The sequence below is a fragment of the Pseudonocardia sp. WMMC193 genome, assembly GCF_021728735.1.
GTDB lineage: Bacteria > Actinomycetota > Actinomycetes > Mycobacteriales > Pseudonocardiaceae > Pseudonocardia > Pseudonocardia oroxyli.
This window is the reverse complement of sequence record NZ_JAKKDO010000003.1, coordinates 3,034,485-3,055,502: the sequence shown is the minus strand read 5'-3', so window position 1 is coordinate 3,055,502 and position 21,018 is coordinate 3,034,485. Positions and strand designations below refer to the sequence as shown.

Annotated in this window: 23 protein-coding genes; 10 read left to right on the top strand and 13 right to left on the bottom strand. The window is 74.2% G+C overall.

What is annotated here, in order from left to right:
* From L3X23_RS15910 to L3X23_RS15900, 3 genes are all read left to right on the top strand, one after another.
* Positions 1 to 1,407, top strand: coding sequence for an AMP-binding protein (locus tag L3X23_RS15910; RefSeq protein WP_237192936.1), 1,407 nt, complete (start codon positions 1 to 3; stop codon positions 1,405 to 1,407).
* A 36-nt stretch (positions 1,408 to 1,443) separates the two neighbouring features.
* Positions 1,444 to 2,916 carry a CHAD domain-containing protein gene (locus tag L3X23_RS15905; protein WP_237192935.1) on the top strand — a complete coding sequence of 491 codons (1,473 nt, stop codon included), beginning with the start codon at positions 1,444 to 1,446 and terminating at the stop codon, positions 2,914 to 2,916.
* Positions 2,917 to 2,987: 71 nt separating this feature from the next.
* Complete coding sequence (locus L3X23_RS15900) at positions 2,988 to 3,992, top strand: PHP domain-containing protein (protein WP_237192934.1); 1,005 nt, start codon at positions 2,988 to 2,990, stop codon at positions 3,990 to 3,992.
* 7 nt (positions 3,993 to 3,999) lie between these two features.
* Here the strand turns inward: L3X23_RS15900 and L3X23_RS15895 are convergent, their stop codons facing one another.
* The 4 genes from L3X23_RS15895 to L3X23_RS15880 are packed head-to-tail and all read right to left on the bottom strand — an operon-like array spanning position 4,000 to position 6,489.
* Positions 4,000 to 4,545, bottom strand: coding sequence for a DUF1707 domain-containing protein (locus L3X23_RS15895; protein WP_237192933.1), 546 nt, complete (start codon positions 4,543 to 4,545; stop codon positions 4,000 to 4,002).
* Positions 4,542 to 5,723 (bottom strand): RNA polymerase sigma factor, encoded by a 1,182-nt coding sequence (locus L3X23_RS15890; protein WP_237192932.1) that lies wholly within the window; start codon positions 5,721 to 5,723, stop codon positions 4,542 to 4,544. The genes L3X23_RS15895 and L3X23_RS15890 overlap by 4 nt, the downstream gene beginning before the upstream one ends.
* Positions 5,720 to 6,055 (bottom strand): YciI family protein, encoded by a 336-nt coding sequence (locus L3X23_RS15885; protein ID WP_237192931.1) that lies wholly within the window; start codon positions 6,053 to 6,055, stop codon positions 5,720 to 5,722. Before L3X23_RS15885 ends, L3X23_RS15890 begins: the two co-directional genes overlap by 4 nt.
* A 44-nt stretch (positions 6,056 to 6,099) precedes the next feature.
* Positions 6,100 to 6,489: a cupin domain-containing protein gene (locus L3X23_RS15880; protein WP_237192930.1), complete on the bottom strand. Its 390-nt coding sequence runs from the start codon at positions 6,487 to 6,489 to the stop codon at positions 6,100 to 6,102.
* A 188-nt stretch (positions 6,490 to 6,677) separates the two neighbouring features.
* On the opposite strand from L3X23_RS15880, the gene L3X23_RS15875 reads away from it, so the two are divergent.
* Positions 6,678 to 7,631 carry a glycoside hydrolase family 16 protein gene (locus L3X23_RS15875; protein WP_237192929.1) on the top strand — a complete coding sequence of 318 codons (954 nt, stop codon included), beginning with the start codon at positions 6,678 to 6,680 and terminating at the stop codon, positions 7,629 to 7,631.
* Positions 7,632 to 7,788: 157 nt separating this feature from the next.
* Here L3X23_RS15875 and L3X23_RS15870 read toward each other — a convergent pair whose 3' ends face one another.
* Genes L3X23_RS15870 through L3X23_RS15860 form a run of 3 tightly spaced genes read right to left on the bottom strand, consistent with a single transcriptional unit; the run spans position 7,789 to position 10,209 of the window.
* Positions 7,789 to 8,745, bottom strand: a complete 957-nt coding sequence (locus tag L3X23_RS15870) for a carbohydrate kinase (RefSeq protein ID WP_237192928.1) — start codon at positions 8,743 to 8,745, stop codon at positions 7,789 to 7,791.
* Positions 8,738 to 9,775 carry a winged helix DNA-binding domain-containing protein gene (locus tag L3X23_RS15865; protein ID WP_237192927.1) on the bottom strand — a complete coding sequence of 346 codons (1,038 nt, stop codon included), beginning with the start codon at positions 9,773 to 9,775 and terminating at the stop codon, positions 8,738 to 8,740. Before L3X23_RS15865 ends, L3X23_RS15870 begins: the two co-directional genes overlap by 8 nt.
* Positions 9,772 to 10,209, bottom strand: coding sequence for an SRPBCC family protein (locus tag L3X23_RS15860; RefSeq protein WP_093081502.1), 438 nt, complete (start codon positions 10,207 to 10,209; stop codon positions 9,772 to 9,774). Before L3X23_RS15860 ends, L3X23_RS15865 begins: the two co-directional genes overlap by 4 nt.
* Positions 10,210 to 10,242: 33 nt before the next feature.
* Between L3X23_RS15860 and L3X23_RS15855 the strand changes: the two genes are divergently transcribed.
* From L3X23_RS15855 to L3X23_RS15845, 3 genes are all read left to right on the top strand, one after another.
* On the top strand, positions 10,243 to 11,253 hold the full coding sequence (locus L3X23_RS15855; RefSeq protein WP_237192926.1) for a GTP-binding protein: 1,011 nt from the start codon (positions 10,243 to 10,245) through the stop codon (positions 11,251 to 11,253).
* Positions 11,254 to 11,274: 21 nt separating this feature from the next.
* Entirely contained in the window at positions 11,275 to 12,369 is a 1,095-nt protein-coding gene (locus tag L3X23_RS15850; protein ID WP_237192925.1) for an alpha/beta hydrolase, read from the top strand.
* A 112-nt stretch (positions 12,370 to 12,481) separates the two neighbouring features.
* Positions 12,482 to 13,069, top strand: a complete 588-nt coding sequence (locus tag L3X23_RS15845; protein ID WP_237192924.1) for a hypothetical protein — start codon at positions 12,482 to 12,484, stop codon at positions 13,067 to 13,069.
* Here L3X23_RS15845 and L3X23_RS15840 read toward each other — a convergent pair.
* On the bottom strand, positions 13,054 to 13,875 hold the full coding sequence (locus tag L3X23_RS15840) for an enoyl-CoA hydratase/isomerase family protein (protein WP_237192923.1): 822 nt from the start codon (positions 13,873 to 13,875) through the stop codon (positions 13,054 to 13,056). The two genes, L3X23_RS15845 and L3X23_RS15840, sit on opposite strands and share 16 nt — an antisense overlap.
* A gap of 159 nt (positions 13,876 to 14,034) precedes the next feature.
* On the opposite strand from L3X23_RS15840, the gene L3X23_RS15835 reads away from it, so the two are divergent.
* The gene (locus tag L3X23_RS15835) at positions 14,035 to 14,820 is read left to right on the top strand and encodes a SigB/SigF/SigG family RNA polymerase sigma factor (RefSeq protein ID WP_237192922.1); all 786 of its coding nucleotides are present in this window, start codon (positions 14,035 to 14,037) and stop codon (positions 14,818 to 14,820) included.
* A 5-nt stretch (positions 14,821 to 14,825) separates the two neighbouring features.
* Here the strand turns inward: L3X23_RS15835 and L3X23_RS15830 are convergent, their stop codons facing one another.
* Positions 14,826 to 15,119: a YciI family protein gene (locus L3X23_RS15830; protein WP_093081483.1), complete on the bottom strand. Its 294-nt coding sequence runs from the start codon at positions 15,117 to 15,119 to the stop codon at positions 14,826 to 14,828.
* Between the two features lie 98 nt (positions 15,120 to 15,217).
* Here L3X23_RS15830 and L3X23_RS15825 point away from each other — a divergent pair, with 98 nt between their 5' ends.
* Positions 15,218 to 15,787, top strand: a complete 570-nt coding sequence (locus L3X23_RS15825) for a class I SAM-dependent methyltransferase (RefSeq protein ID WP_237192921.1) — start codon at positions 15,218 to 15,220, stop codon at positions 15,785 to 15,787.
* Here L3X23_RS15825 and L3X23_RS15820 read toward each other — a convergent pair.
* Positions 15,751 to 16,368, bottom strand: a complete 618-nt coding sequence (locus L3X23_RS15820; protein ID WP_237192920.1) for a hypothetical protein — start codon at positions 16,366 to 16,368, stop codon at positions 15,751 to 15,753. The two genes, L3X23_RS15825 and L3X23_RS15820, sit on opposite strands and share 37 nt — an antisense overlap.
* A 100-nt stretch (positions 16,369 to 16,468) precedes the next feature.
* Between L3X23_RS15820 and L3X23_RS15815 the strand changes: the two genes are divergently transcribed.
* Positions 16,469 to 17,407, top strand: coding sequence for a nitronate monooxygenase family protein (locus L3X23_RS15815; protein WP_237192919.1), 939 nt, complete (start codon positions 16,469 to 16,471; stop codon positions 17,405 to 17,407).
* 34 nt (positions 17,408 to 17,441) lie between these two features.
* Here the strand turns inward: L3X23_RS15815 and L3X23_RS15810 are convergent, their stop codons facing one another.
* The 3 genes from L3X23_RS15810 to L3X23_RS15800 are packed head-to-tail and all read right to left on the bottom strand — an operon-like array spanning position 17,442 to position 20,897.
* Positions 17,442 to 19,010 carry an efflux RND transporter periplasmic adaptor subunit gene (locus L3X23_RS15810; RefSeq protein WP_237192918.1) on the bottom strand — a complete coding sequence of 523 codons (1,569 nt, stop codon included), beginning with the start codon at positions 19,008 to 19,010 and terminating at the stop codon, positions 17,442 to 17,444.
* 13 nt (positions 19,011 to 19,023) lie between these two features.
* Positions 19,024 to 20,232 carry an ABC transporter permease gene (locus L3X23_RS15805; protein WP_237192917.1) on the bottom strand — a complete coding sequence of 403 codons (1,209 nt, stop codon included), beginning with the start codon at positions 20,230 to 20,232 and terminating at the stop codon, positions 19,024 to 19,026.
* Positions 20,229 to 20,897, bottom strand: a complete 669-nt coding sequence (locus L3X23_RS15800) for an ABC transporter ATP-binding protein (protein WP_093081458.1) — start codon at positions 20,895 to 20,897, stop codon at positions 20,229 to 20,231. Before L3X23_RS15800 ends, L3X23_RS15805 begins: the two co-directional genes overlap by 4 nt.
* Positions 20,898 to 21,018: the final 121 nt, after the last annotated feature.

Here is a 21,018-nt window from a genome sequence, read left to right as displayed (position 1 = left end):
ATGCCCGACGCGCTGCTGCCCGGCCTGCTCGATCCCTCCGACGCCCCCGCGCTCGCCTTCCCCGACGGGGCGCTGACCTACCGGGAGCTGGCGGCGCTCGCCTCGCACCTCGGGGCGCGGCTGGCCGGGCGCAGCCGGGTGGCGGTGTGGGCCACGCCCACGCTCGCGGCGGCGACCGGGATCGTCGCGGGGCTGCTCGCCGGGGTCCCGGTGGTGCCGATCAACCCCAAGGCGGGTTCGCGGGAGCTGGCGCACATCGTGGCGAACTCGGCGCCGGAGCTGGTGCTGGCCGCGCCCGGTGAGGACGTCCCCGTGGACCTGCCGCGGATCGACGTCGACGTGGACGCCCGCCCGGAGCCCGCGCCGGTCCCCGCCGAGCCGGACCCCGCGAGCCCCGCCCTGGTCGTCTACACCAGCGGCACGACGGGCCCGCCGAAGGGCGCCGTACTCTCCCGCGGCGCCCTCGCCGCCGACCTCGACGCCCTCGCCGACGCCTGGGCCTGGACCGCCGCGGACCGCCTCACCCACGCCCTCCCGATCTTCCACGTGCACGGCCTCGTCCTCGGCACGATCGGCCCGCTGCGCCGCGGCGGCTCGCTGCTGCACCTCGGCGCGATCTCGGGCGCCGCGCTGGCCGCGGCCGTCGCGGGCGGCGCCACGATGGTGTTCGGCGTCCCGACCCACTACCACCGGCTCGCGGCGGACTTCGAGGCCGATCCCGTTGCGGCCCAGGCGGTCGGCGGCGCCCGGCTGCTGATCTCCGGCTCCGCTGCGCTCACCGCCGTCGACCACGCGCGGATCGAGAAGACGACGGGGCTCGCCGTCCGGGAACGCTACGGGCTCACCGAGACCCTCATCCTCACCGCGGCCAGGGCGGACGAGGAACCGGTGGTCGGGACCGTCGGACGGCCGCTGGCCGGCACCGAGGTCCGGCTGGTCGACCAGGGCGACGGGCTCGGGTCCGTCGAGGTCCGGGGGCCGCAGTTGTTCTCGGGCTACCTCGACCTGCCCGACGCCACCGCCGCCGCCCGGACCGCGGACGGCTGGTTCCGCACCGGCGACATCGGCCGCTGGACCGACGACGGCCTGCTGGCCCTCGTCGGCAGGCAGGCCACGGACCTGATCAAGTCCGGCGGCTACAAGATCGGGGCCGGGGAGATCGAGAACGCCCTCCTGGAGCACCCGGACGTGGCGGAGGCCGCCGTGGTGGGGGTCGCCGATCCGGACCTGGGCGAACGGATCGTGGCGCACGTCGTCGCGACGGGGGTGCCGCCCGCGCCGTCGGTGCTGATCGACCACGTCGCGTCGCTGATCGCCCCGCACAAGCGCCCCCGGGAGATCCGCTACACCGACGCGCTGCCGCGCAACGCCATGGGCAAGGTCCAGAAGAAGCTGCTGTCACCCTGACGATTGACGCGCGGCCGGGTCGGGCACCCCTGGAACATGTCTGTGCGCACGACCACCTCCGCCGCGTCCTCGTCCGTGCACTACCGCGCCCCTGCCCGGGCGGGGGCGCCCAACCTGAGCGGGTTGGCGGGCGTCCGGTCCGTGGCGGAGGGCGACCAGGAGGTCCTGGAGGTCGAGCGCTACGACTCGCCGGACCTGCGGCTGGCCACCTCGGGGATCGTGCTCGCCGTGCACCGCTCCGGCACCGAGGCGCACTGGCACCTGGACCTGCCCGACGCCGTCGAGGGCGAGCAGCTCCGCGTCCCGGCGCCGCCGCCGGACGTCGAGGGCGTCGACCCCGCGCTGCCCGACGAGCTGCACGAGCTGGTCCGCGGCGTGCTCCGCGGCGCCGAGGTCGGGCCGGTCGGTCGGATCCGCCGGGTGCGGACCCGGACGTCGCTGCGCGGGGGCAACAACCGCGAGATCGGTGCGCTGGTGCGGGACGAGGTCCAGCTCGCGACCCTCGGCGCCGAGACCGCCCTCGAGAACTGGTCGGAGGCGGAGGTGATCACCAGCCGTCCGGCGCTCGCCGACGCGCTCCGGGAGCGCCTGGCCCAGGCGGCGGCGGTCCCCACGGACGCGACGGCCGAAGCCGAGCTCGACGCCCTGCTGCGCCGGACCGCGGCCCCCGCGCCCGAACGGGCCCGTGGCCGCAAGGGCTCCGCGGGTGCGGCGCTGCTCGCCTACCTCGGCACCCACGCGGACCGGTTGGCCGCCGCGGACATCGGCGCCCGCCGCGACGAGGAGGACGCCGTGCACCGGATGCGCGTCGCGGCCCGCCGGATCCGCAGCGCGCTCAAGGCCTACGACTCGCTGCTGCGGGGTCCGCGGGCGGACGCGCTCGCCGAGGAGCTGCGCTGGCTCGGCCGGGCGCTCGCGGGGGCCCGCGACCTGGAGGTCCAGGAGGAGCGGATCGTGCGGGAGATCGACGCGCTGCCGGCGGAGCTCGTGCTCGGGTCGGTGCAGGCGCAGGTCACCCGGCACTTCGCCCGGGCCCGCGCGGAGGCGCGCGCCGCCACGCTCGCCGCGCTCGACTCCGACCGCTACGCCGCGCTGCGCGGTGCGCTGGAGCGGTTCCTGCAGGATCCGCCGCTGGCGAAGGACGCCCGGTCGACGAAGGGTCTGAAGGCGGGCGAGGCGAAGGCGCGCAAGCGGTTCACCAGGCGGCTGGAGGCGGCGCGGCGCGCGCTCGTCGCGGGCGAGGGGGCGGACGTCGCCCTCCACGACGCCCGCAAGGCGGGCAAGCGGGCCCGCTACGCCGTCGAGGTGGCCGGTCGCAAGCCCACCGCGCTCAAGGCCCACACGCGAGCCCTCGGCGAGCACCAGGACGCCGTGGTGAGCCGCGAGGTCCTGCGCGACCTGGGAGCCCGCGCGCACACCGACGGCGAGAACGGTTTCACGTTCGGCATCCTCTACGGCCGCGCCCTCGCCAACGCCGCCCGCATCGAGGAGGGCCTCGCCTCCCGCTGACGGTCGTGCGTGGGAAGTGGTGCTCTGGCACCACTTCCCACGCACGGGCGGCGAAGCCGCAGAATAGGACGATGACGGCCGCCCGGGACCCGATCGCCGATCTGCGCAGGATCGCGTTCCTGCTGGAGCGCGCGCACGAGTCGACCTACCGGGTCCGGGCCTTCCGCAACGCCGCCGCCGCGCTGCGGACGGAGGCGGCGCGCGGCAAGGACGTCGCGACGCTGGACCTGCGGGACGTCAAGGGTGTCGGTGAGGTGACCGCCCGCTGCGTGGCCGAGTCGCTGGCGGGGGAGGTGCCCGTCTACCTGCGCCGCTTGGAGGCGACCGAGGGTGTGGAGCTGGACCAGGCCGCCGTCGCGCTGCGGGAGGCGCTGCGCGGGGACTGCCACAGCCACACCGACCAGTCCGACGGCGGCTCCCCGCTCTGGGAGATGGTCGAGACCGCGATCACGCTGGGCCACGAGTACGTGGTGATCACCGACCACTCGCCGCGGCTGACGGTCGCGAACGGCCTGTCCCCCGAGCGGCTGCGCCGCCAGCTGGAGCAGATCGCCGAGCTCAACGCCGGGTTGCGCGGGTTCCGGGTGCTCACCGGCATCGAGGTGGACATCCTCGACGACGGGGCCCTGGACCAGGAGGAGGAGCTGCTCGCCCAGCTCGACGTCGTCGTGGCGAGCGTGCACTCGAAGCTGCGGATGCCGCGCGCGGAGATGACCGAGCGGATGCTGACGGCCGTGGCGAACCCGCACGTCGACGTGTTGGGGCACTGCACCGGGCGGATGGTCACCGGGCGGCGCACGCGGCCCGAGTCGGAGTTCGACGCCGACGCCGTGTTCGCCGCCTGCGCCGAGAACGGCGTCGCCGTGGAGGTCAACTCACGCCCGGAGCGGCTGGACCCGCCGAAGCGGCTGCTCCGGCTCGCGGTCGAGGCGGGGTGCGAGTTCACCCTCGACACCGACGCCCACGCCCCCGGACAGCTGGACTGGCTCGACTACGGCTGCACCCGCGCCGTGCAGTGCGGGGTGCCTGCGGAGCGGATCCGCAACACCCGACCGGTGGAGCAGCTGCTCGCCTGAGCGGGCCTCAGCGGGCGGAGCGGACCGTGACGTCCCCGATCAGCCCCCACACCCGCACCCGCACGACCGGGGTCCCCGGGACGCGCGGCACGGGGGCGAGATCGACCTGGCGGTCCCCGAGCAGGGTGAAGCCGCCGACCTCCACCTCCACCCCCTCCGGCACGGTGAGCACCGTGTCCCCGAGGACCGACCAGGTGTCGACGGTGATCGGCTCCGTCCCCTGCTCGACGACGGCGCCGCGCAGGTCGAGGTCGACGTCCCCGATCAGCAGCACGGCCGTCGTCCTGCGGCGCAGGGACCAGCGCCCGCGGCGCGTGATGTCCCCGATCACCCCGATGAGGGCCGAGCGCCCCGGCTTCGTGCCGCCGACGACGGGGACCGGCAGGTCCGCGGTGGTCCGCTCGATCTCGGCCCCGGAGCCCGCGGCCCAGACCGCGCCCGCCCGGTCGGTGAACTCGTCGAGCGTCAGGCGGCCCTCGCCGACCGCCCGTTCCAGCTGCTGCTGGGCCGCGCGGCGGCGGGGTTCGAGATCGTCCGGGAGCGCGGCGGTCATTCCCCGAGCTTAGTGTTTTGTCCGATTCGGTCCAGTCTGTTCCGGAGCCGGTCCCGCTCGGCGTCGGAGCCCGCCAGGCGCAGCGCCTCCTCGTAGCTCGCGATGGCCTCGGCCGTGCGACCGAGCCGTTCGAGCAGGTCGGCGCGGGTGGCGGGCAGCAGCGGGTAGGTCCGGAGCTCGGCGTCCGCGGGCAGGGCGGCGAGCCCGGCCTCCGGCCCGTCCCGCAGGGCGAGGGCCGCCGCCCGGTTCAGCGCGACGACGGGGCCGGGGCTCAGTCGGTACAGCACGTCGTAGAGCGCGACGATCTGCGCCCAGTCGGTCTCCGCGACCGACGGGGCCTCGGCGTGCAGCGCGGCGATCGCCGCCTGCACCCCGTAGGGCCCGGGCGGCCCGCCGGTCAGCGACGTCTCGGCGAGCGTGGTGCCCTCGGCGATCGCCGAGGCGTCCCACCGGGTCCGGTCCTGCTCCTCGAGCGGGACCGTCCCGTTCCGGGCGCGGGTGAGCAGCATCAGCCCGAGCAGGCCCGCGACCTCGCGTGCCGGCAGGAGCCGGTACAGGATCCGGCCCAGCCGGACCGCCTCCTGCGCGAGGTCCACCCGGTCGTCGGCGTACCCGGTGGTGAAGACCAGGTAGAGGACCTGCAGGACGCCGGGCAGCCGCGCGGGCAGCTCGTCCGGCCCGGGGACGCGGAACGGGATCCGCGCCTCCCGGATCCTCTTCTTCGCCCGGACGATCCGCTGCGCCATCGTCGCGGTGGGCACCAGGAAGGCGCGGGCCACCTCCGGGGTCTCCATTCCGGCGAGGCAGCGCAGGGTGAGCGCGGTGCGGTCCTCCGGTGCCAGCGCGGGGTGGGCGCAGGTGAAGAACAGGCGCAGCCGCTCGTCGGGCAGGCCGTCCGCGAGCTCCGGCGCGGGCTCGTGGCGTTCGCCCTCCGCCGCGATCAGGGCGAGCCGCTGCGCGTAGGCCTTGTCCCGGCGCAGCCGGTCGAGGGCCTTGCGGCGGGCGGTGGTCAGCAGCCAGGCCCCGGGTTTCGCCGGCACGCCGTCTCGTGGCCAGGTACGCAGCGCGGCCTCGACGGCCTCGGAACACACCTCCTCGGCCAGGTCGAGGTCGCCGTAGCGATGCACCAGGACGGCGAGCAGCCGCCCGCGCTCCTCGCGGAAGACCTGCTCGATCATCCGAAGTCGGCGACCGGCCGGACCTCGACGGCCCCGCCGTCTCGGGAGCCGGGGCACGAGGCCGCCCAGTCCAGGGCCACGTCCAGGTTCGGCACGTCGATCACCACGAACCCGCCGAGCAGCTCGCGGGTCTCGGCGAACGGGCCGTCCGTCACCGTGCGGGCACCCTGCCTCACCTGCACCGTCGTCGCGGTGACGAGATCGGCGAGGGACTCGCCGGAGACCTTGACCCCGGAGTCTCGCAGCGCCTCGTCCCACACCTGCCAGTCCTGGAACGTGCACTCGGGCTCGGTCACGTCGGTGCCGGCGAAGATCAGCAGCATGTACTTCACGATGTCCTCCGTCTGTCGGTCGGTCGTGGTGACGACGAACGGGATCAGCCCGGATCGACAGCCAGCTCGAAGTCGGCGAAGTCGAAGCCGGGGGACACCACACAGGAGACGAGGGCGGGCTCCGGCCCGGCGAGCGTGGCGGACTGCCACGCGTGCGGCGGGACGAGCTGCTGGGGGTGGTGGGCGTCGAGGGAGTAGCGGCCGCCGTCGATCCACAGCTCGACCCCGGAGCCGGAGTGCCACAGCCAGAGCTCGGACGAGCGGACCCGATGGCGCCGTGACTCCCCGTCGAGCAGGTACAGGATGGCGGTGGCGCTCGGTCGCGGACCGTACTCGGTCTCGACGGTGACGGGCGCGGTCCAGGTGCGGCGGTACCAGCCTCCTTCGGGGTGCGGGGCCAGGTCGAGGGCGGTGGCGAGCGCGGGTGGCGGCATTCGCCCGAGTCTGCCGGCCGGTCACGGGTGGTGAGAGTCCACCGTGACCCGTGGTGACGGTGAGCAGTGTCCCGAGTGCGCTCGGCCACGAAAGGGTGGCGCGCGACCGGGTGACTGGGCTGGAATCCCTCACGATCTGGTGTGAAATGAGCGCAGTCCTGATGCAGATGTGACAAGAGGTGCTCGTGATGCGCTCCACGGTCCGGTCGCGGATGCTCGCCCTCGCGCTGAGTGGGTGCGCGGTGGTGGCACTGGCCGGCCTCGCCGCGACCCCGGCCGAGGCCGCCGAGCAGACCCCGGTCCCGGCCGCCGAGCCGGCCCCGTCGGGCACGCAGCCGTCCCACTGCGCCACGACCGCCGCGGACACCCTCGGCTGGGGGCGGCCCACCCGGCAGTCGGACTTCGACGGCACGAGCCTCCCGCCGGACTGGCACGCCTACGGCCCCGAGCCCGGGCACGACAAGAAGGGGCAGCGGACGCCGGAGCAGATCACGGTGGCCGACGGCGTCGTGACGGTCGCGGGGGACGAGCAGGGCGACACCGGCGCGATGAGCTGGCACCCCGGTCAGCAGTACGGCCGCTGGGAGGCCTGCGTGCGCTCCGCCCCGGGCGCGGGCGGCTACCACCCGGTCATCCTGCTGTGGCCGGTGAAGGAGGACTGGCCCGTCGGCGGCGAGATCGACTGGATGGAGATCAGCGCCGACGACCGGCAGGACGCCGACTTCTTCCTGCACTACGGCGAGAACAACGACCAGGAGTACGGCACGGTGACCCACGACGCCACCGAGTGGACGGCGTGGGCGCTGGAGTGGACCCCCGAGCGGATGACCGCCTACGTCAACGGCAAGGAGTGGTACTCCACCACGGAGACCAGCCACTTCCCGCCCGGCGCCATGAACATGACCGTCCAGCTCGACATGTTCCCGCCGGTCTTCGGCGAGACCTCGATGCAGCTGGACTGGGCCCGGCAGTGGGCGCTGCCGGAGAGCGTCCCGGCGCAGCTGTCGCTGGCCCCGGGCGCGCCGGCCACCGGCCAGGGGGACCTGCACCCCGACCGCACCCCGAAGCCGCTCGACGAGCTGCCCGCGGCCGCCGTCCCGGACGGCGCGGGTAGCGAAGCGCGGACCGGCCGGGGCGACTGAGACTCACGGGGGCGGGGCGAAAGGTACTGGGGCCGCCTCGCTCCCGTGAACCACGTGGACGGCGACGATGCTGGGGAGCCCTCGTCGCCGTCCCCGTGCGCGTGCGGTCGTGCGTGGTAAGTGGTGCTCTGGCACCACTTACCACGCACGGGCGGCGTCAGCCGCGGTTCAGGGCCGCGGCGAGCTCGTCGGTGGTGGGGGGTTGGGCCCCGCGGCGGGAGCAGGTGATCGAGGAGGCGGTGACCGCCTCCTCGAGGATCTCGTCGAGCGCCAGGGCCTCGACCTCGCGCAGCGCCGCGCGCCGGGCGGCGCCCAGCAGCCCGCGACCGGCGAGCCCGGCGAGCAGCGCCGCCGAGAACGAGTCGCCGGCGCCCACGGTGTCCACGACGTCGACGGCGCGGCCGGGCGCCGTCGTCCGCAGCCCCGCGGAGGTGCCCGCCAGCACCCCGTCGCCGCCCAGGGTGATCGCGACCAGCGCGGGACCGCGGGTGAGCCAGTCGTCGAGGACCTCGCCGGGCGGGGTCCCGGGGAGCAGCCAGCGCAGGTCCTCGTCGCTGACCTTGACCACGTCCGAGACGCCCAGCAGCTCGTACACCCCGGGCAGGACGCCCGCGGGGTCGCCCATCAGGCGCGGGCGGGCGTTGGGGTCGTAGCTGATCGTCGCGGTGGCGGCGGCCTTCTCCAGCGCCGCCCGCAGCACCGACGCCCCCGGCTCCTGGGTCAGGGCCAGGGACCCGGAGTGCACGGCCACGACGTCATCGAAGGCGCCGGTGAGCTCCGCCGCCGTCCACTGCCAGTCGGCCGTGCCGTCGATGCGGAAGTCGTAGTCCGCGACCCCGTCCGGGGAGACCTCGACGATCGCCAGGGAGGACGGCTCGGCCGCCTCGACGGCGTGCGTGAGGTCGACCCCGTTGTCCTGCAGGTGGGCCCGCAACCGGCGGCCGAGCAGGTCGGTGCCCAGGCGGGCGAGCATCCGGGCCGGGACGCCCAGCCGGGACAGCCCGACGGCGACGTTGGCCGGGCTGCCCCCGGGCGCGAACTCGAAGTACCCGTCGGCGGGAGCCGGGACGACGTCGACCAACGCCTCGCCCGCGACCGCGATCACATCAGCCACGCCCGACAGCGTAGAACGCCGCCAGCCGCGCGGCCTCGGCGTCCACCTCGTCCCGCGCCGCCGGGGACAGCGGCGCGAACGGGGTGACCCGCACGGCCCCGTCGACGTGGGTCCAGGTCCCCGCCACCCGTCCGTCGACCAGGAAGGTGGGGGTGGACTGCGGCATCCGCACGTGGAAGACCTTGTCCCGGTGCTCGGCGGGCAGGATCCCGGTGCGCGTGGCGTGCCCGAGCAGGAGCACGGCGTCCCAGGGGCCGAGGAAGCGGACCGGTGCCGGGGTGTCCGGGGCGGGCAGGGGGGCGCGGGGCAGGTCGACCAACCCGTCGGCGAACTCCCGCAGCGACATCCGCGCGAGGACGGCCCGGGTGTCGGTGATCGACCAGCCCGCGTACCGGGCGACGTCCTGCGGGGTCGCGGGCCCGAACCCGCCCAGGTACCGGCGGACCAGCAGCTCCTGCGGGGCGGTGACCGACCGCGCGCGCAGCCACCGGGACGCGAGCTCGTAGACGTGCGCCCGCGGCGAGTCCCAGGTCCCGGCCGGGGGGATGCGCACCAGGTCCAGCCACAGCTGCACGCCCTGCCAGGCGAGTGTGGGGAACCCGTCCGCGACCAGCCGCGCGGTGATCTCCGCCTGCTTGCGCGGCCCGTCCGCGAGGAGGTCCGCCACCGTGGCCGCCACGGCGGGCATGTCCAGCTCCCGGGCCGCGGGCACCGTCCGCAGCCAGAGCGCGCGACGTGCCTGCCGCACCGCCTCCGTCAGCGGGGCCCAGTCCGCCGCGGACACCATGTGGATCGTGCAGCGCATCATCCAGCCCTGCACGATCCGCCCGCGGTGCAAGGCCTCGGTGAGATCGTCCCGGGAGAACGCGGCGAGCCGGGACCACAGCCCCACGTAGCCGGACGGCGAGTACTGCGTCTGCAGGCCGCCGACCTTCTCGACCGCGCGCACCGGGTCCAGCGGGGCGCGCTCCAGGAGCAGCTGCCTGCCCAGCAGGGCCGTGCGCTGCGCCTCGGGGGAGAGGGCTCTCATACCGCCTTGCGCAGGTTCTCCAGCACGCCGTCGTAGATCCGGGCGAGGCCCTTGGGCGCGAAGGTCTTCTCGAAGAACCCGCCGATCCCGCCCGCGCCGTTCCAGGTCGTGGTGATCGAGACCTGCGAGGCGCCCTCGCCCGCGGGCACGACCCGCCACGTGGTCACCATCGAGGAGTTCGCGTCCTTCTCGACCACGGTCTCCGGCGTGGGCTGGGTGACCTCGGCCTTCACGTGCCGGGTGCGCTTCTTCGTGGCGTGCAGCTTCCAGGTCGCGGACGTGCCGTCGCCCTGCCCGCCGCTGAGCACGGCGTAGTCGGTGTACTGCTCGGTGAGGATCTTCGGGCGGGTCGTCGCGTAGTCGGCGACGGCCGCGATCACGGCCTCGACGGGGGCGGGGACGGTCTTCTCGGCGGTCGCGGTCACCTGTGCCATGGGCTCATCCTGCCCTCTGGTAGTTCTAGGCGGATGCGGAGGATCCCGGTCGTGGTCGTCGCCGGGTTCCTGGGCTCGGGGAAGACGACGCTGCTCAACCACCTCCTCGCCCGTTCGGGGGGCGCGCGGATCGCCGTGGTGGTCAACGACTTCGGGGCCGTCGGCATCGACGCCATGCTGGTGTCCGGGTCGGGCGGCACGATCTCGCTGGACAACGGGTGCCTGTGCTGCGCGGTGGGGGAGGACGGCGTCGGGCCGGTCCTGGACCGCCTGGTGCGAGACGACCGGGACGGCCCGGACGTGATCGTCATCGAGGCGAGCGGGATCGCCGAGCCGGGCACGCTCGTCCAGATGGTCCTGGCGGCGGGGAACCCGCGCCTGGTGTTCGGCGGGCTCGTCGAGGTGGTCGACGCCGTGGAGTTCGAGGCGCTGCTGCGCCGCCACCCCACGGTCGAGAAGCACGTCGGGCTCGCGGACCTGCTGGTGCTCAACAAGGTCGACCGTGCCGACCCCGGCAAGGTCTGGCGCGTGCGCAGGCTGCTGCGCGAGCTCAACGACGCCGCCCCGATCGTCCCGGCCACCCACTCCGCCGTCGACCCCCGGCTGCTCTTCGACATCACCGTCGTCCCCGGCAGGCAGCTGATGCTGGGCGAGGCGATCGACCACGCCGACGATCACGCGGCGCACCTGCACGCGACCTACGACTCCGTGTCGTTCACCAGCGACGAGCCGCTGGACCCGCAGCGCCTGCGGGACCTGCTCGACCGGCGCCCGGCCGGGGTGTACCGGATCAAGGGGGTGGTCGCCTTCGGCGTGCCCGGGCACCGGCAGCGCTACGTGCTGCACACGGTCGGACGGTACGTCCGCTTCCGCCGGACCCGCTGGGCTGCGGGCGAGCCGCGGCGCACCAGCCTGGTCCTCATCGGGTCGGGGATCGACACCGCGGCCATCCGCGCCGAGCTGGCGGCCTGCGTCGTCGACGGCGACAGCCGCACCGACCCGGACGCCATGCTGCCGGTGATGCGGTACACCTTCGGTGGGTGACTCGCGAGTAACATCGGGGGCGTGATCACGCGTTCCCTGCGGGTCCTCATGTGGCGACTCGCGATCCGGCTGCTGTTCGGGCTCCCGCGGCCCCTCAAGCGGGTGCTCGCCGGGCGCGAGGTGCGGTTGGAGGGCCAGCTCCTGGACCTCGACCTGCAGCTGCTCAACACCGCGCTCGGCTGGTACGCGAGCACCCAGGTCGGCACGGCCGCGCTGGCCGAGCAGCGCCGCCAGGCGGACGACGCCGCGGAGCTGGCCGCCGAGGGCGTGTTCGACGACGTCGTGGCCCGGGACCTGCTCGTCGACGGGGCCGCCCACCCCATCCCGGCCCGGCTGTACACGCCCCCGGGGGCCGACGGGCGCTCCGGCCTGCTCGTCTACTACCACGGCGGCGGGTTCGTCTACGGCTCGATCGCCTCGGCGGACCCCCTGTGCCGCCTGCTGTGCGCGCAGGCGGGGGTGCGGGTGCTGTCGGTGGAGTACCGGCTCGCGCCCGAGAACCCCTACCCCGCGGCGCTCGACGACGCGCTGGCCGCGTTCCGGTACGCGTGCGACCACGCCGAGGACCTGGGCGCCGAGAAGACGCTGATCGCGACCGGCGGCGACAGCGCGGGCGGGAACCTCGCGCTCGTCGTGGCGCACGAGCAGGCCGTGGCCGACCAGCCGGTACCCGCGTTCGTCGTCGCGCTCTACCCGGCGACCGACGCCGACCGCACCGGCGGCTCCCGGGCGGACTTCGGCAGCGGCTTCGGCCTGACCGCCGCGTCGCTGGCCGAGATGGAGCAGATGTACCTGCCCGAGGGCGTCCCGGTGGACGACGACCGCGGCGCGATCCTGCGGGCCACCGACCTCTCCGGCATGCCGCCGGTCTACCTCTCCACCGCCGGCTTCGACCCGCTGCGAGACGAGGGGGAGGAGCTGGCCGAGCGGCTGCGCGAGGCGGGCGTGCCCGTCGTCGCGCGGCGGTTCGCGGGGCTGACCCACGGCTACGCCAGCTTCACCGCGCTCAGCCGGGCCGCGCACGACGCGACGTTCGACGCCGCCAGCGCCCTGCGCGCCGCCCTGGCCCTCACCGGGTCGGGCCGCGACACGCTCGCAACACGCCGGTCGGCCTGAGGTCTCGATCACGTTTCCGGCACGTAACAGGGGTGTTCTCGGTTGCGATGAACGCAGGGGCGGGAGACCGCCCCTGCGTTCCCGGTCGGCCCGCTTTTCGTACGAGGCAGTAGTGAGCACGTCCCCCGATTTCCGTAGGCAGACCCCTGTCGACCGACTCCCCACCCTGATCCGCACCCGCCACGGGTACCGGGTGTTCGATCCCGCCCTGATCGCGGGCACCCGCTACGTGATCGACGACGACGGCACCCTCGTCTGGACCCGGCTGCCCGCGGGCACGACGGCGCTGGCCGTGCTCGCCGCGGGCGCCGCGACGGCCCTCCTGCTCGCCGACGGCTGGCTGCTCGGCCTGCTCTGGTTCCTCGCGGGCGTCGTCGCCGCGACCGGGCTGGCCGGACTGGGTCTGACCCTGGTGCACGCCGTGTCCGGCCCGGAGCGCAGCTACCGCAGGCGCACCGGCGGCGCGCCCCACTTCACGGACGTGACCGACCGGGGCTCGCGCCCGTGGGCGCTGTGCGAGCAGGCCGAGCGCCTCGCCGCCACCCGTTCGTGGGTCACCGGACGGGTCGACCGGCGGCGCAGGCTCCCCGAGCTGCTGTGGGCGGGCGTGCAGGGTTCGGGCGAGGCGGCCGCCGAGATCGGCCGCCTGGCCGACCCTCCCAGCAGGCCCGAGCTGCGGGTCGCTCACCCCCAGACGTAGTCGGGATCCCGCTTCTCCAGGAACGCCCGGGCGGCCTCGGCGCGGTCGGCGGTGAGGCTGGACAGGATCTGCTGGCGGTTCTCGAACTCCACCGCGTTGGTGAAGCTGGGGTTCTCCACCGACGCCCACATGCCCTGCTTGGTGAGCTCCACCGAGAAGGGCGGGTTCCGCAGGATCTCCGCGGCCTCCTCCAGGACCAGGTCCATGAGGTCCTCGGGCTCGGCGACGTGGGTGACGAGGCCGATCCGCAGGGCCTCGGCGGTGTCCCAGCGCCGCCCGGTCAGCATCAGCTCGTGGGCCCGCCCGGTCCCGACGATGCGCGGGAGCAGCCAGGAGAGCCCGATGTCGCAGGCGGAGAAGCCCGCGCGGAGGAACCCGACGGCGAACACCGCGCCCGTGGCCGTCATGCGGATGTCGCTCGCGCAGGCCAGCGCCAGTCCGCCGCCCGCCGCGGGCCCGTTGATGGCGGAGATCACCGGCTGCGGGAGCTGGTGCAGCTGCACGGCCAGCCGGGCGATGTCCCGCTGGCGGTCCAGGCCCGCGATGGGGTCGACGCGCGGGGCGGGAGCCTCGTCGGCGGGGTCCTCCTGCGTGCCGGTGTAGCCGGTCAGGTCCAGGCCCGCGCAGAACCCGCGACCGGCCCCGGTCAGGACCACGACCCGGCAGGTCCGGTCCGTCGCGAGTCGGGTGAGCTCCGCCGAGAGCGCGGCGACGAGCTCGCCCGTCAGCGTGTTCAGCCGCTCGGGACGGTTCAGCGTGATCCGGACGATCCCCTCGCGGGGACGGTCGACCTCCACCACGGACATGCCTACCTCCTCGTAGCCGAACGAACGAACGTTAAACGACGGCCGGATCGCGCACCAGATGCCGTCCTGCTCGGGTGTGGGTACGGTCGGGAGACCTGGGTGAAGAAGTCCGCCCTTCCGTAGTCGGTGATCAACCACCGTAGGAGGGCCGTACCCACGATGACGACCGTCGCCCCGCACAAGCACGTCCAGGGGCTCGACGAGTACGCCGAGCTGATGCCCGTCCTCGAGCGCTTCTCGGAACTCGACCCCGCCGACCCGCAGCGGCAGACCCTGCGCGACGAGCTCGTGCTCGGCTACCTGCCGGTGGTGCGCAACCTCGCCCGCCGACACGGCCGCGGCTACCCCGGCGGCATGGAGGACCTGGAGCAGGTCGGCACGATCGCGCTGATCACGGCGGTGGACCGGTGGGACCCCGAGCGGTCCCGCGGGGACTTCCTGTCCTACCTGGTCCCGTGCGTGCGCGGGGAGATGCTGCGCTACTTCCGCGACCGCACCTGGTCGATGCGGGTGCCGCGGCGGCTCAAGGACCTGAGCGTGTCGATCCGCCACGCCACCGGGGCGCTGTCCCACGAGCTCGGCCGCGCGCCGCGACCGAGCGAGCTGGCCGCGCGGCTCGGCGTCGACGTCGAGGAGATCATCGAGGCCCTCGACGCCCAGGCCAACCAGCACGCGGGCACCCTCGACGGGGGCGACGACCCGGACGGCGTCAGCCCCGTCGCCCGACTGGGCGACCTGGACGGGCGGCTCGAGCTCGTCGAGAACCGCGAGGCCCTGCGCCCGCTGCTGGACGAGCTCCCGCCGCGCGAGCGGGAGATCCTGATCCTGCGGTTCTTCGACGAGATGACCCAGACGTCCATCGCGCAGCGGATGGGCATCTCGCAGATGCACGTCTCCCGGTTGCTGGCGAAGACCCTCGCCGAGCTCCGGAGGGGGCTGACGTAGTCCGGTCAGATCTCGCTGTAGAGGGTGCCCAGCACGGGCTCCCACTCGGTGACCGAGTACTCGCTGATCACGCCCGCCTCGGTGAACGGGTCCTTCGCCACGATCTCCTCGACCGCCGCCCGGTCGTCCGCCCGGAAGAGCAGCAGGGCGCCGGGCAGCTCGCCCGAGGCCCACGGGCCGGAGAGCAGCAGGGCGTCCTCCGTCGCGAGCTCGCGCAGGTAGTCGCGGTGCTCGGCGCGCACCTGGTCGCGGGTGGCGTCGTCGGTGGAATAGCTGTAGGTCACGGCGAAGAAGGCCATGGACGAAACCTTAGAGGTCCCGCCGTGAGCGGCGATGGTCGCTATGGCGACGATCGCCGCTCACGACCTGTTCAGGTGCGGCGTCGAGGCTGGTGGGCATGACGGTCCTGCTGCGCGAGTTCGTCCGCGACCCCCTCGCGACGGCTTCGATCACCCCGAGCTCGGCGGCGCTGACCCGGGCGATGGTCCGGCCGGTGCCGCGGGCGGCGCCGGTGGTCGTCGAGCTCGGTCCGGGGACCGGGGTGTTCACCGCGGCGCTGCAGGAGCGGGCGCCCGGACGACACGTCGCCGTGGAGCTGCACCCCGGGCTCGCGGCGGCCCTGGGGGAGCGGTTCCCGCAGGTCGAGGTGGTGACCGGCAGCGCGCAGGACCTCCCCGCGATCCTCGCCGAGCGCGGCGTCCGGACGGTGGACGCCGTCGTCAGCGGGCTCCCGTGGGCCGCCTACGCGGGGGGCGACCTGCCGCGCACCATCGCCTCGGTGCTCGGCCCGCGGGGCGTGTTCACCCAGTTCACCTACACCTGGACGCGGTGGGCCCCGCCGTCGCGCCGCCAGCTCGGGCAGCTGCGGGCGGCGTTCGACGAGCTCGTGCTCACCCGCACGATCTGGGCGAACGTGCCACCCGCGCTCGTCTACTGCGCCCGACGGCCCGTCGAGCGGTCCGGCTGAGCGGCGCGGGCGAACCCGCGCGCGTCGTCGGCGTGCAGGTGGACCGCCCGCACGGTGACCTCCCCGAGTCGCGGCACGGTCAGGGCGCGCGGCTCGGTCAGCTCGATCTCGACGGTGGTCTGGCTCGCCGCGGGCAGGTGCAGAACGCCGTCCTCGACCTGCACGGACCTCCCGTCCCGAGTGCGTCGGGCGGCCCGCACGCGCGCGATCGCGGGGATGGGCAGCCGGATGTCGAGCGCGCGCCCGCCGCGGATCCGGATCCCGTCCGGCCCGACCGTGTGCGGGTGCACGAGCACCCCGGCCACCATCCCGAGCGCGAACGTGACGCCCCAGACCCCCACGACCAGCAGCGTGACCCGCAGCCACAGCCACGCCGGCGACCAGGGCACCATCACGTCGACCGCCACGACCTCCAGCGCCGAGACCACGGTGAACACGATCATCAGCGGCAGGGTGGCGCCGTGGTAGGCGAACGTCTGCGTGCCGGGCTCGACGTCCGGGCGGCGCCGCACCCAGCGCCCCAGGCTCGCCCAGCCGTCCCGCTCCATCGCGGCCACCGCACCGAACCCGGTCGTTTTCACAATACGATCGTATGGAGAACGTGTGCGCCGCGTCAATACGGACGTATCGTTTCGTGGAGCAATCTCGACAACTGAGTGAACGATCGTTTAGTTTGACGTCGTGGCCTTCGCGAACCGCGTGACGCAGTTGCTCGGCGTGGACATCCCGATCCTGCAGGCGCCGATGGGGTTCATCGCCAAGCCGACGCTCGTCGCCGCGGTCTCCGAGGCGGGCGCGATGGGGCTGGTCCCGGGGTCGTTGGGGATCGACGAGGTGCGCGCGGACGTCCGCCGCACCCGCGAGCTCACCGACAAGCCCTTCGGGGTCAACCTGCCGCTGGCGTTCGTCAAGGACCCCGCGATCGTCGACATGATCGTCGAGGAGGGGATCCGCTTCGTCACGACGTCCTCCGGGTCGCCCACCGCCCACACTCCGCGGCTCAAGGAGGCGGGGCTCACGGTGTTCCACGTCGTCCCGTCGCTGCGGGGCGCGCGGAAGGCGATCGAGGCCGGGGTCGACGGGCTGGTGGTCGAGGGCAGCGAGGGCGCGGGGTTCAAGGCCCCGCGCGAGGTCTCGTCCATGGTGCTGTTGCCGCTGGTCGCGTCCCAGGTCGGGGTGCCCGTCATCGCCGCGGGCGGGATCGCCGACGGTCGCTCGATGGCGGCGGCCTTCGCGCTCGGCGCCGAGGGGGTGCAGATGGGCACGCGGATGGTCGCCACGCGGGAGTCCCCGGTGCACGACGCCATGAAGAACGCCGTCGTCGCCGCGGACGAGACCGCCACCATGCTGATCGGCAAGCACACCGGCAAGCAGGTCCGCGTGCTGCGCACGGAGGCGACCGCGCCCTTCGAGCTCGCCGTCGAGGGCGACCCGTTCGCGCTGTTGGGCGACATCCAGAAGCTCTACCGAGACGGCGACCTCGACGCGGGGCTCGCCCAGCTGGGGCAGGTCGCGGGGCGCATCGAGCAGATCGAGCCGGTCGCCGAGATCATCCGCCGCACCGTCGCGGAGTTCGAGGACACGTGTGCGTCGCTGGCGCGGCGCCATCTCGCGGGCTGACCGCGATCCCACCGTGTGGTGGCCCCCCGGGGCCTCACCCGCCGCCGCGGGCGCCCTGCGGGGTCGCACCCACGGTGGCCTGGGGCAGCAGCACCTGCTGGCCCTCGTCCAGGCCGGAGCGCACCTCGGTGTACCGGTCGCCGACGAGGCCGGGGGTGAACTCCCTGGTCACCGGGGTGCCGTCCGGGCCCGGCACGCTGACGACCGACTTCCCGCCCTCCTGGCGGACCGCCGAGGCGGGCACCCGGAGCACGTTCTCGCGGGTGTCGGTGCGGACGTCGGCCTGGGCCGTCTGGCCGTCCTTGAGCGCCGGGTCGGTCTGGTTGAGCACGACCGTCGCGTAGTAGCTGACGACGCCCGAGATCTGGTCCGCGGTCGGCGCCACCGCGACCACGGTGCCCGGCAGGGTCAGGTCCGGGACCGCGTCCACCGAGACGTCGACCGGCTGGTTCGCCGTCACCCGTGCGGCGTCGCTCTCCTCGAACGGCACCACCAGCTGGTAGGTCTGCAGGTCGTTCAGGGTGATGAAGGCGCTCGCGGCCGGGGAGGCCGCCGCGCCGCCCGCCGTCGCGGTCCCGACGGCCTCGGGAATGCGGGCGTCGCTGCCGGGCGCGAGCGCGCTCGCGCCGCCCGCGGCGGACAGGAAGTCCCCGACCGCCCCGTTGATCGCGGACACCGTGCCCGCGACCGGAGCGCGCAGGACCGTGTTGTCGAGGGCCCGCTGCGCGTCGGCGAGGGTGTTGCGCGCGTCCGCCACGACGGCGTCCTGGACGGCGACGTCCGCGGGGGCGTCGTTCGCGGCGCCCGCCCGCTGCTGCTCGGCGCTGGAGACCGCCTGCTCGGCGTTGGCGATCGAGACGCGGCCGGACGCGGCGTCGACGCTCCGCTTGCCCTCGGCGGAGTCGAGGGCGGTCTCGGACGCGATCACGGTGCCCTTCGCGGTCTGCACGGCCTGTTGGGCCGTCGCGACCTGCTGCTGGCACGCGGCGGCGGGATCGGCGGTGTCCGCGCTGCCCTCGGTACCACCCATGGCGAGCAGCGCGGGCGGCGCGGTCGTCGTCGGCGTGGTCGGGGAGGCGCAGGCCGCCTTCGCCGCGGCGAGCTGCTTCTTCGCCCGCTCCAGCTGCGACCGGTCGAAGTCGAGCTGGACCCGGGCGCGGCGCACGGCCGACTCGTCCGCCGCGTTCGTGGCGTCCACCTGGGACCGGGTCGCGTCGAGGACCGAGCGGGCCGAGTCCAGCGCCGCCTGCGCCGACGCCACCGTGTTCGCCCCGCTCACCTTGCCGAGCGTGGCGTTCTGCTGGTCCAGGCCCGCCTGGGCCTTCGCGATCTGGGAGCGGGCCGCGGCGTCGTCGAGCCGGGCCAGGGGCTGGCCCGCGGCCACCGTGTCACCGACCTTCACCAGGAGCTCGGCGACCTGCCCGCCGTCGGCGAAGCCGAGGTTCTGCTGGGTGATCGACACCAGCGAGCCGGACGCCGAGACGACCTGCGACACCGCTCCGCGGTCCACGACGACGGTGGGCGCGGGGGGTTGCTCGGAGGTGCAGGCCGTCGCGAACAGTCCGGCGAGCAGCAGACTGCACGCGAGCCGGGTGCGAGACATGTGGAGGTACCCCTTACTGGTGCCGGAGGGCGTCGATGGGGCGCATCCGCGCCGCGCGGTTGGCCGGGAACCCGCCCGCGAGCAGGCCGATCAGCAGGCTCACCCCGAACGCGAGCACCACCGACCCGACCGACACCGACGGCGGAGGGAAGTCCGGGATCGCCTGCGGGAGCACGATCCCGGCCACGGCGGAGATCCCGATGCCGAGCAGGATCCCGATGATCCCGCCGATCCCGGTGAGCACCATGGCCTCGATCAGGAACTGCTGGAGGATGGCGCGGCGGCGCGCGCCGATGGCCTTGCGGATGCCGATCTCCCGGGTCCGCTCGGTGACCGTGACGAGCATGATGTTGGCGACGCCGATGCTGCCGACGACCAGCGAGATGCCCGCCACGGCCGCCACGAAGATCGTCACGAAGCTCAGGACCTGCGAGGACTGGTCGAGCAGGCTCTGCAGGGCGGTGACGGTGAAGTCGCGGTCCTCGGCGTCGCGGATGCCGTGGCGCTGGTCGAGGATCGCCGTCGCCTGCTCGACGGCCTGGGGCACGGCGTCGGTGGACACCGCGCGCACGGTGATCGAGTCGACGACGTCCCCGCCGCCGAGCAGGTAGCTGCGCGCGGCGCCCAGCGGCATGACGGCGACGTCGTCCTGCTGGCCGCTGGGCGCGAGCACCCCGACGACCTGGAAGGAGGTGCGCCCGATCCGGACGTCCCGGCCCAGCGCCTCCCCGGCCTGCCCGCCGAACAGCGACGCCACCGGGTTGGGCCCGAGCACCACGACCTTGGCCTTGCCGGTGGCCTGCCGGTCGTCGAAGAAGGAGCCGACGAGCAGCTCGCGGTTGCTCACGTCGAGGTAGTCCGCCTCGACGCCGCTGATCCCGGTCCGGTAGGAGCCGCCGCCGGCGAGCTGCAGCTGCGCCGACCCCGCGACCGACGCGCTGACCGTGCCGATCGCCGGGGCCCGCGCGGTGTCCCGCAGCGCCCGGACGTCCGCGTCGGTCAGGTCCTTCGCGCCCACCCCGCCCTGGTCCTTGCTGATCTGGATCTGGTTGGCGAGCGGGCCGAAGGCGTCGGCGACGAAGCGCTGCAGCCCGTTGCCGAAGGCCACCAGGATGATCACCGCCGCGACGCCGATGATGATCCCGAGCATGGTCAGCGCCGAGCGGAGCGTGTTGCCCCGCAGCCCGCGCAGCGCGATCCGGGCCGACTCCCACACGGTCACCGGCGCACGTCCTCGACCACGCGGCCGTCCCGCAGGGTGATCACCCGCTTGGCGAACTCGGCCACCTCGGGCTCGTGGGTGATCAGCACGACGGTCCGGCCCGCCTCGTGCAGCTCGACGAACAGGGTCATCACGTCCACGGTGGAGGCGGTGTCCAGGTTCCCCGTCGGCTCGTCCGCGAGGATCATCGACGGGTCGGTGACCAGCGCCCTGGCCACGGCGACGCGCTGCTGCTGGCCGCCGGAGAGCTCGTTGGGCTGGTGGTGGGTGCGGTCGCCGAGGCCGACCCTGGCCAGCGCCCGCTGCGCCCGCCCGCGTCGGTTCTTGATCCCCGCGTAGACCATCGGCAGCTCGACGTTGCGGATGGCCGAGGTCCGCGGCAGCAGGTTGAACGACTGGAAGACGAAGCCGATCTTCTCCAGCCGGATGTCGGCGAGCCGGTTGTCCGAGAGCCCGCCGACGTCCACGCCGTCGAGCCGGTAGGTGCCGGAGCTGGGGACGTCCAGGCAGCCGAGGATGTTCATCATGGTCGACTTGCCGGAGCCCGAGGGCCCCATGATCGCGACGAGGTCCCCGTCGTCGATGCGCAGGGACACGTCGTCGAGCGCGCGCAGCTCGATGTCCCCGGTCCGGTAGACCTTGGACACGTGCTCCAGCTCGATCATGTTGTTCCCCCGTTCGGCCTAACGAGCGGAGCGGGTCGCGGTGATCGTCCCGTTCGGTGGACACGGGGGGTCGCTGTGGGTGAGCACCCGGAGTGGCGCCGAGATCGTCGCCCCGTCAGGC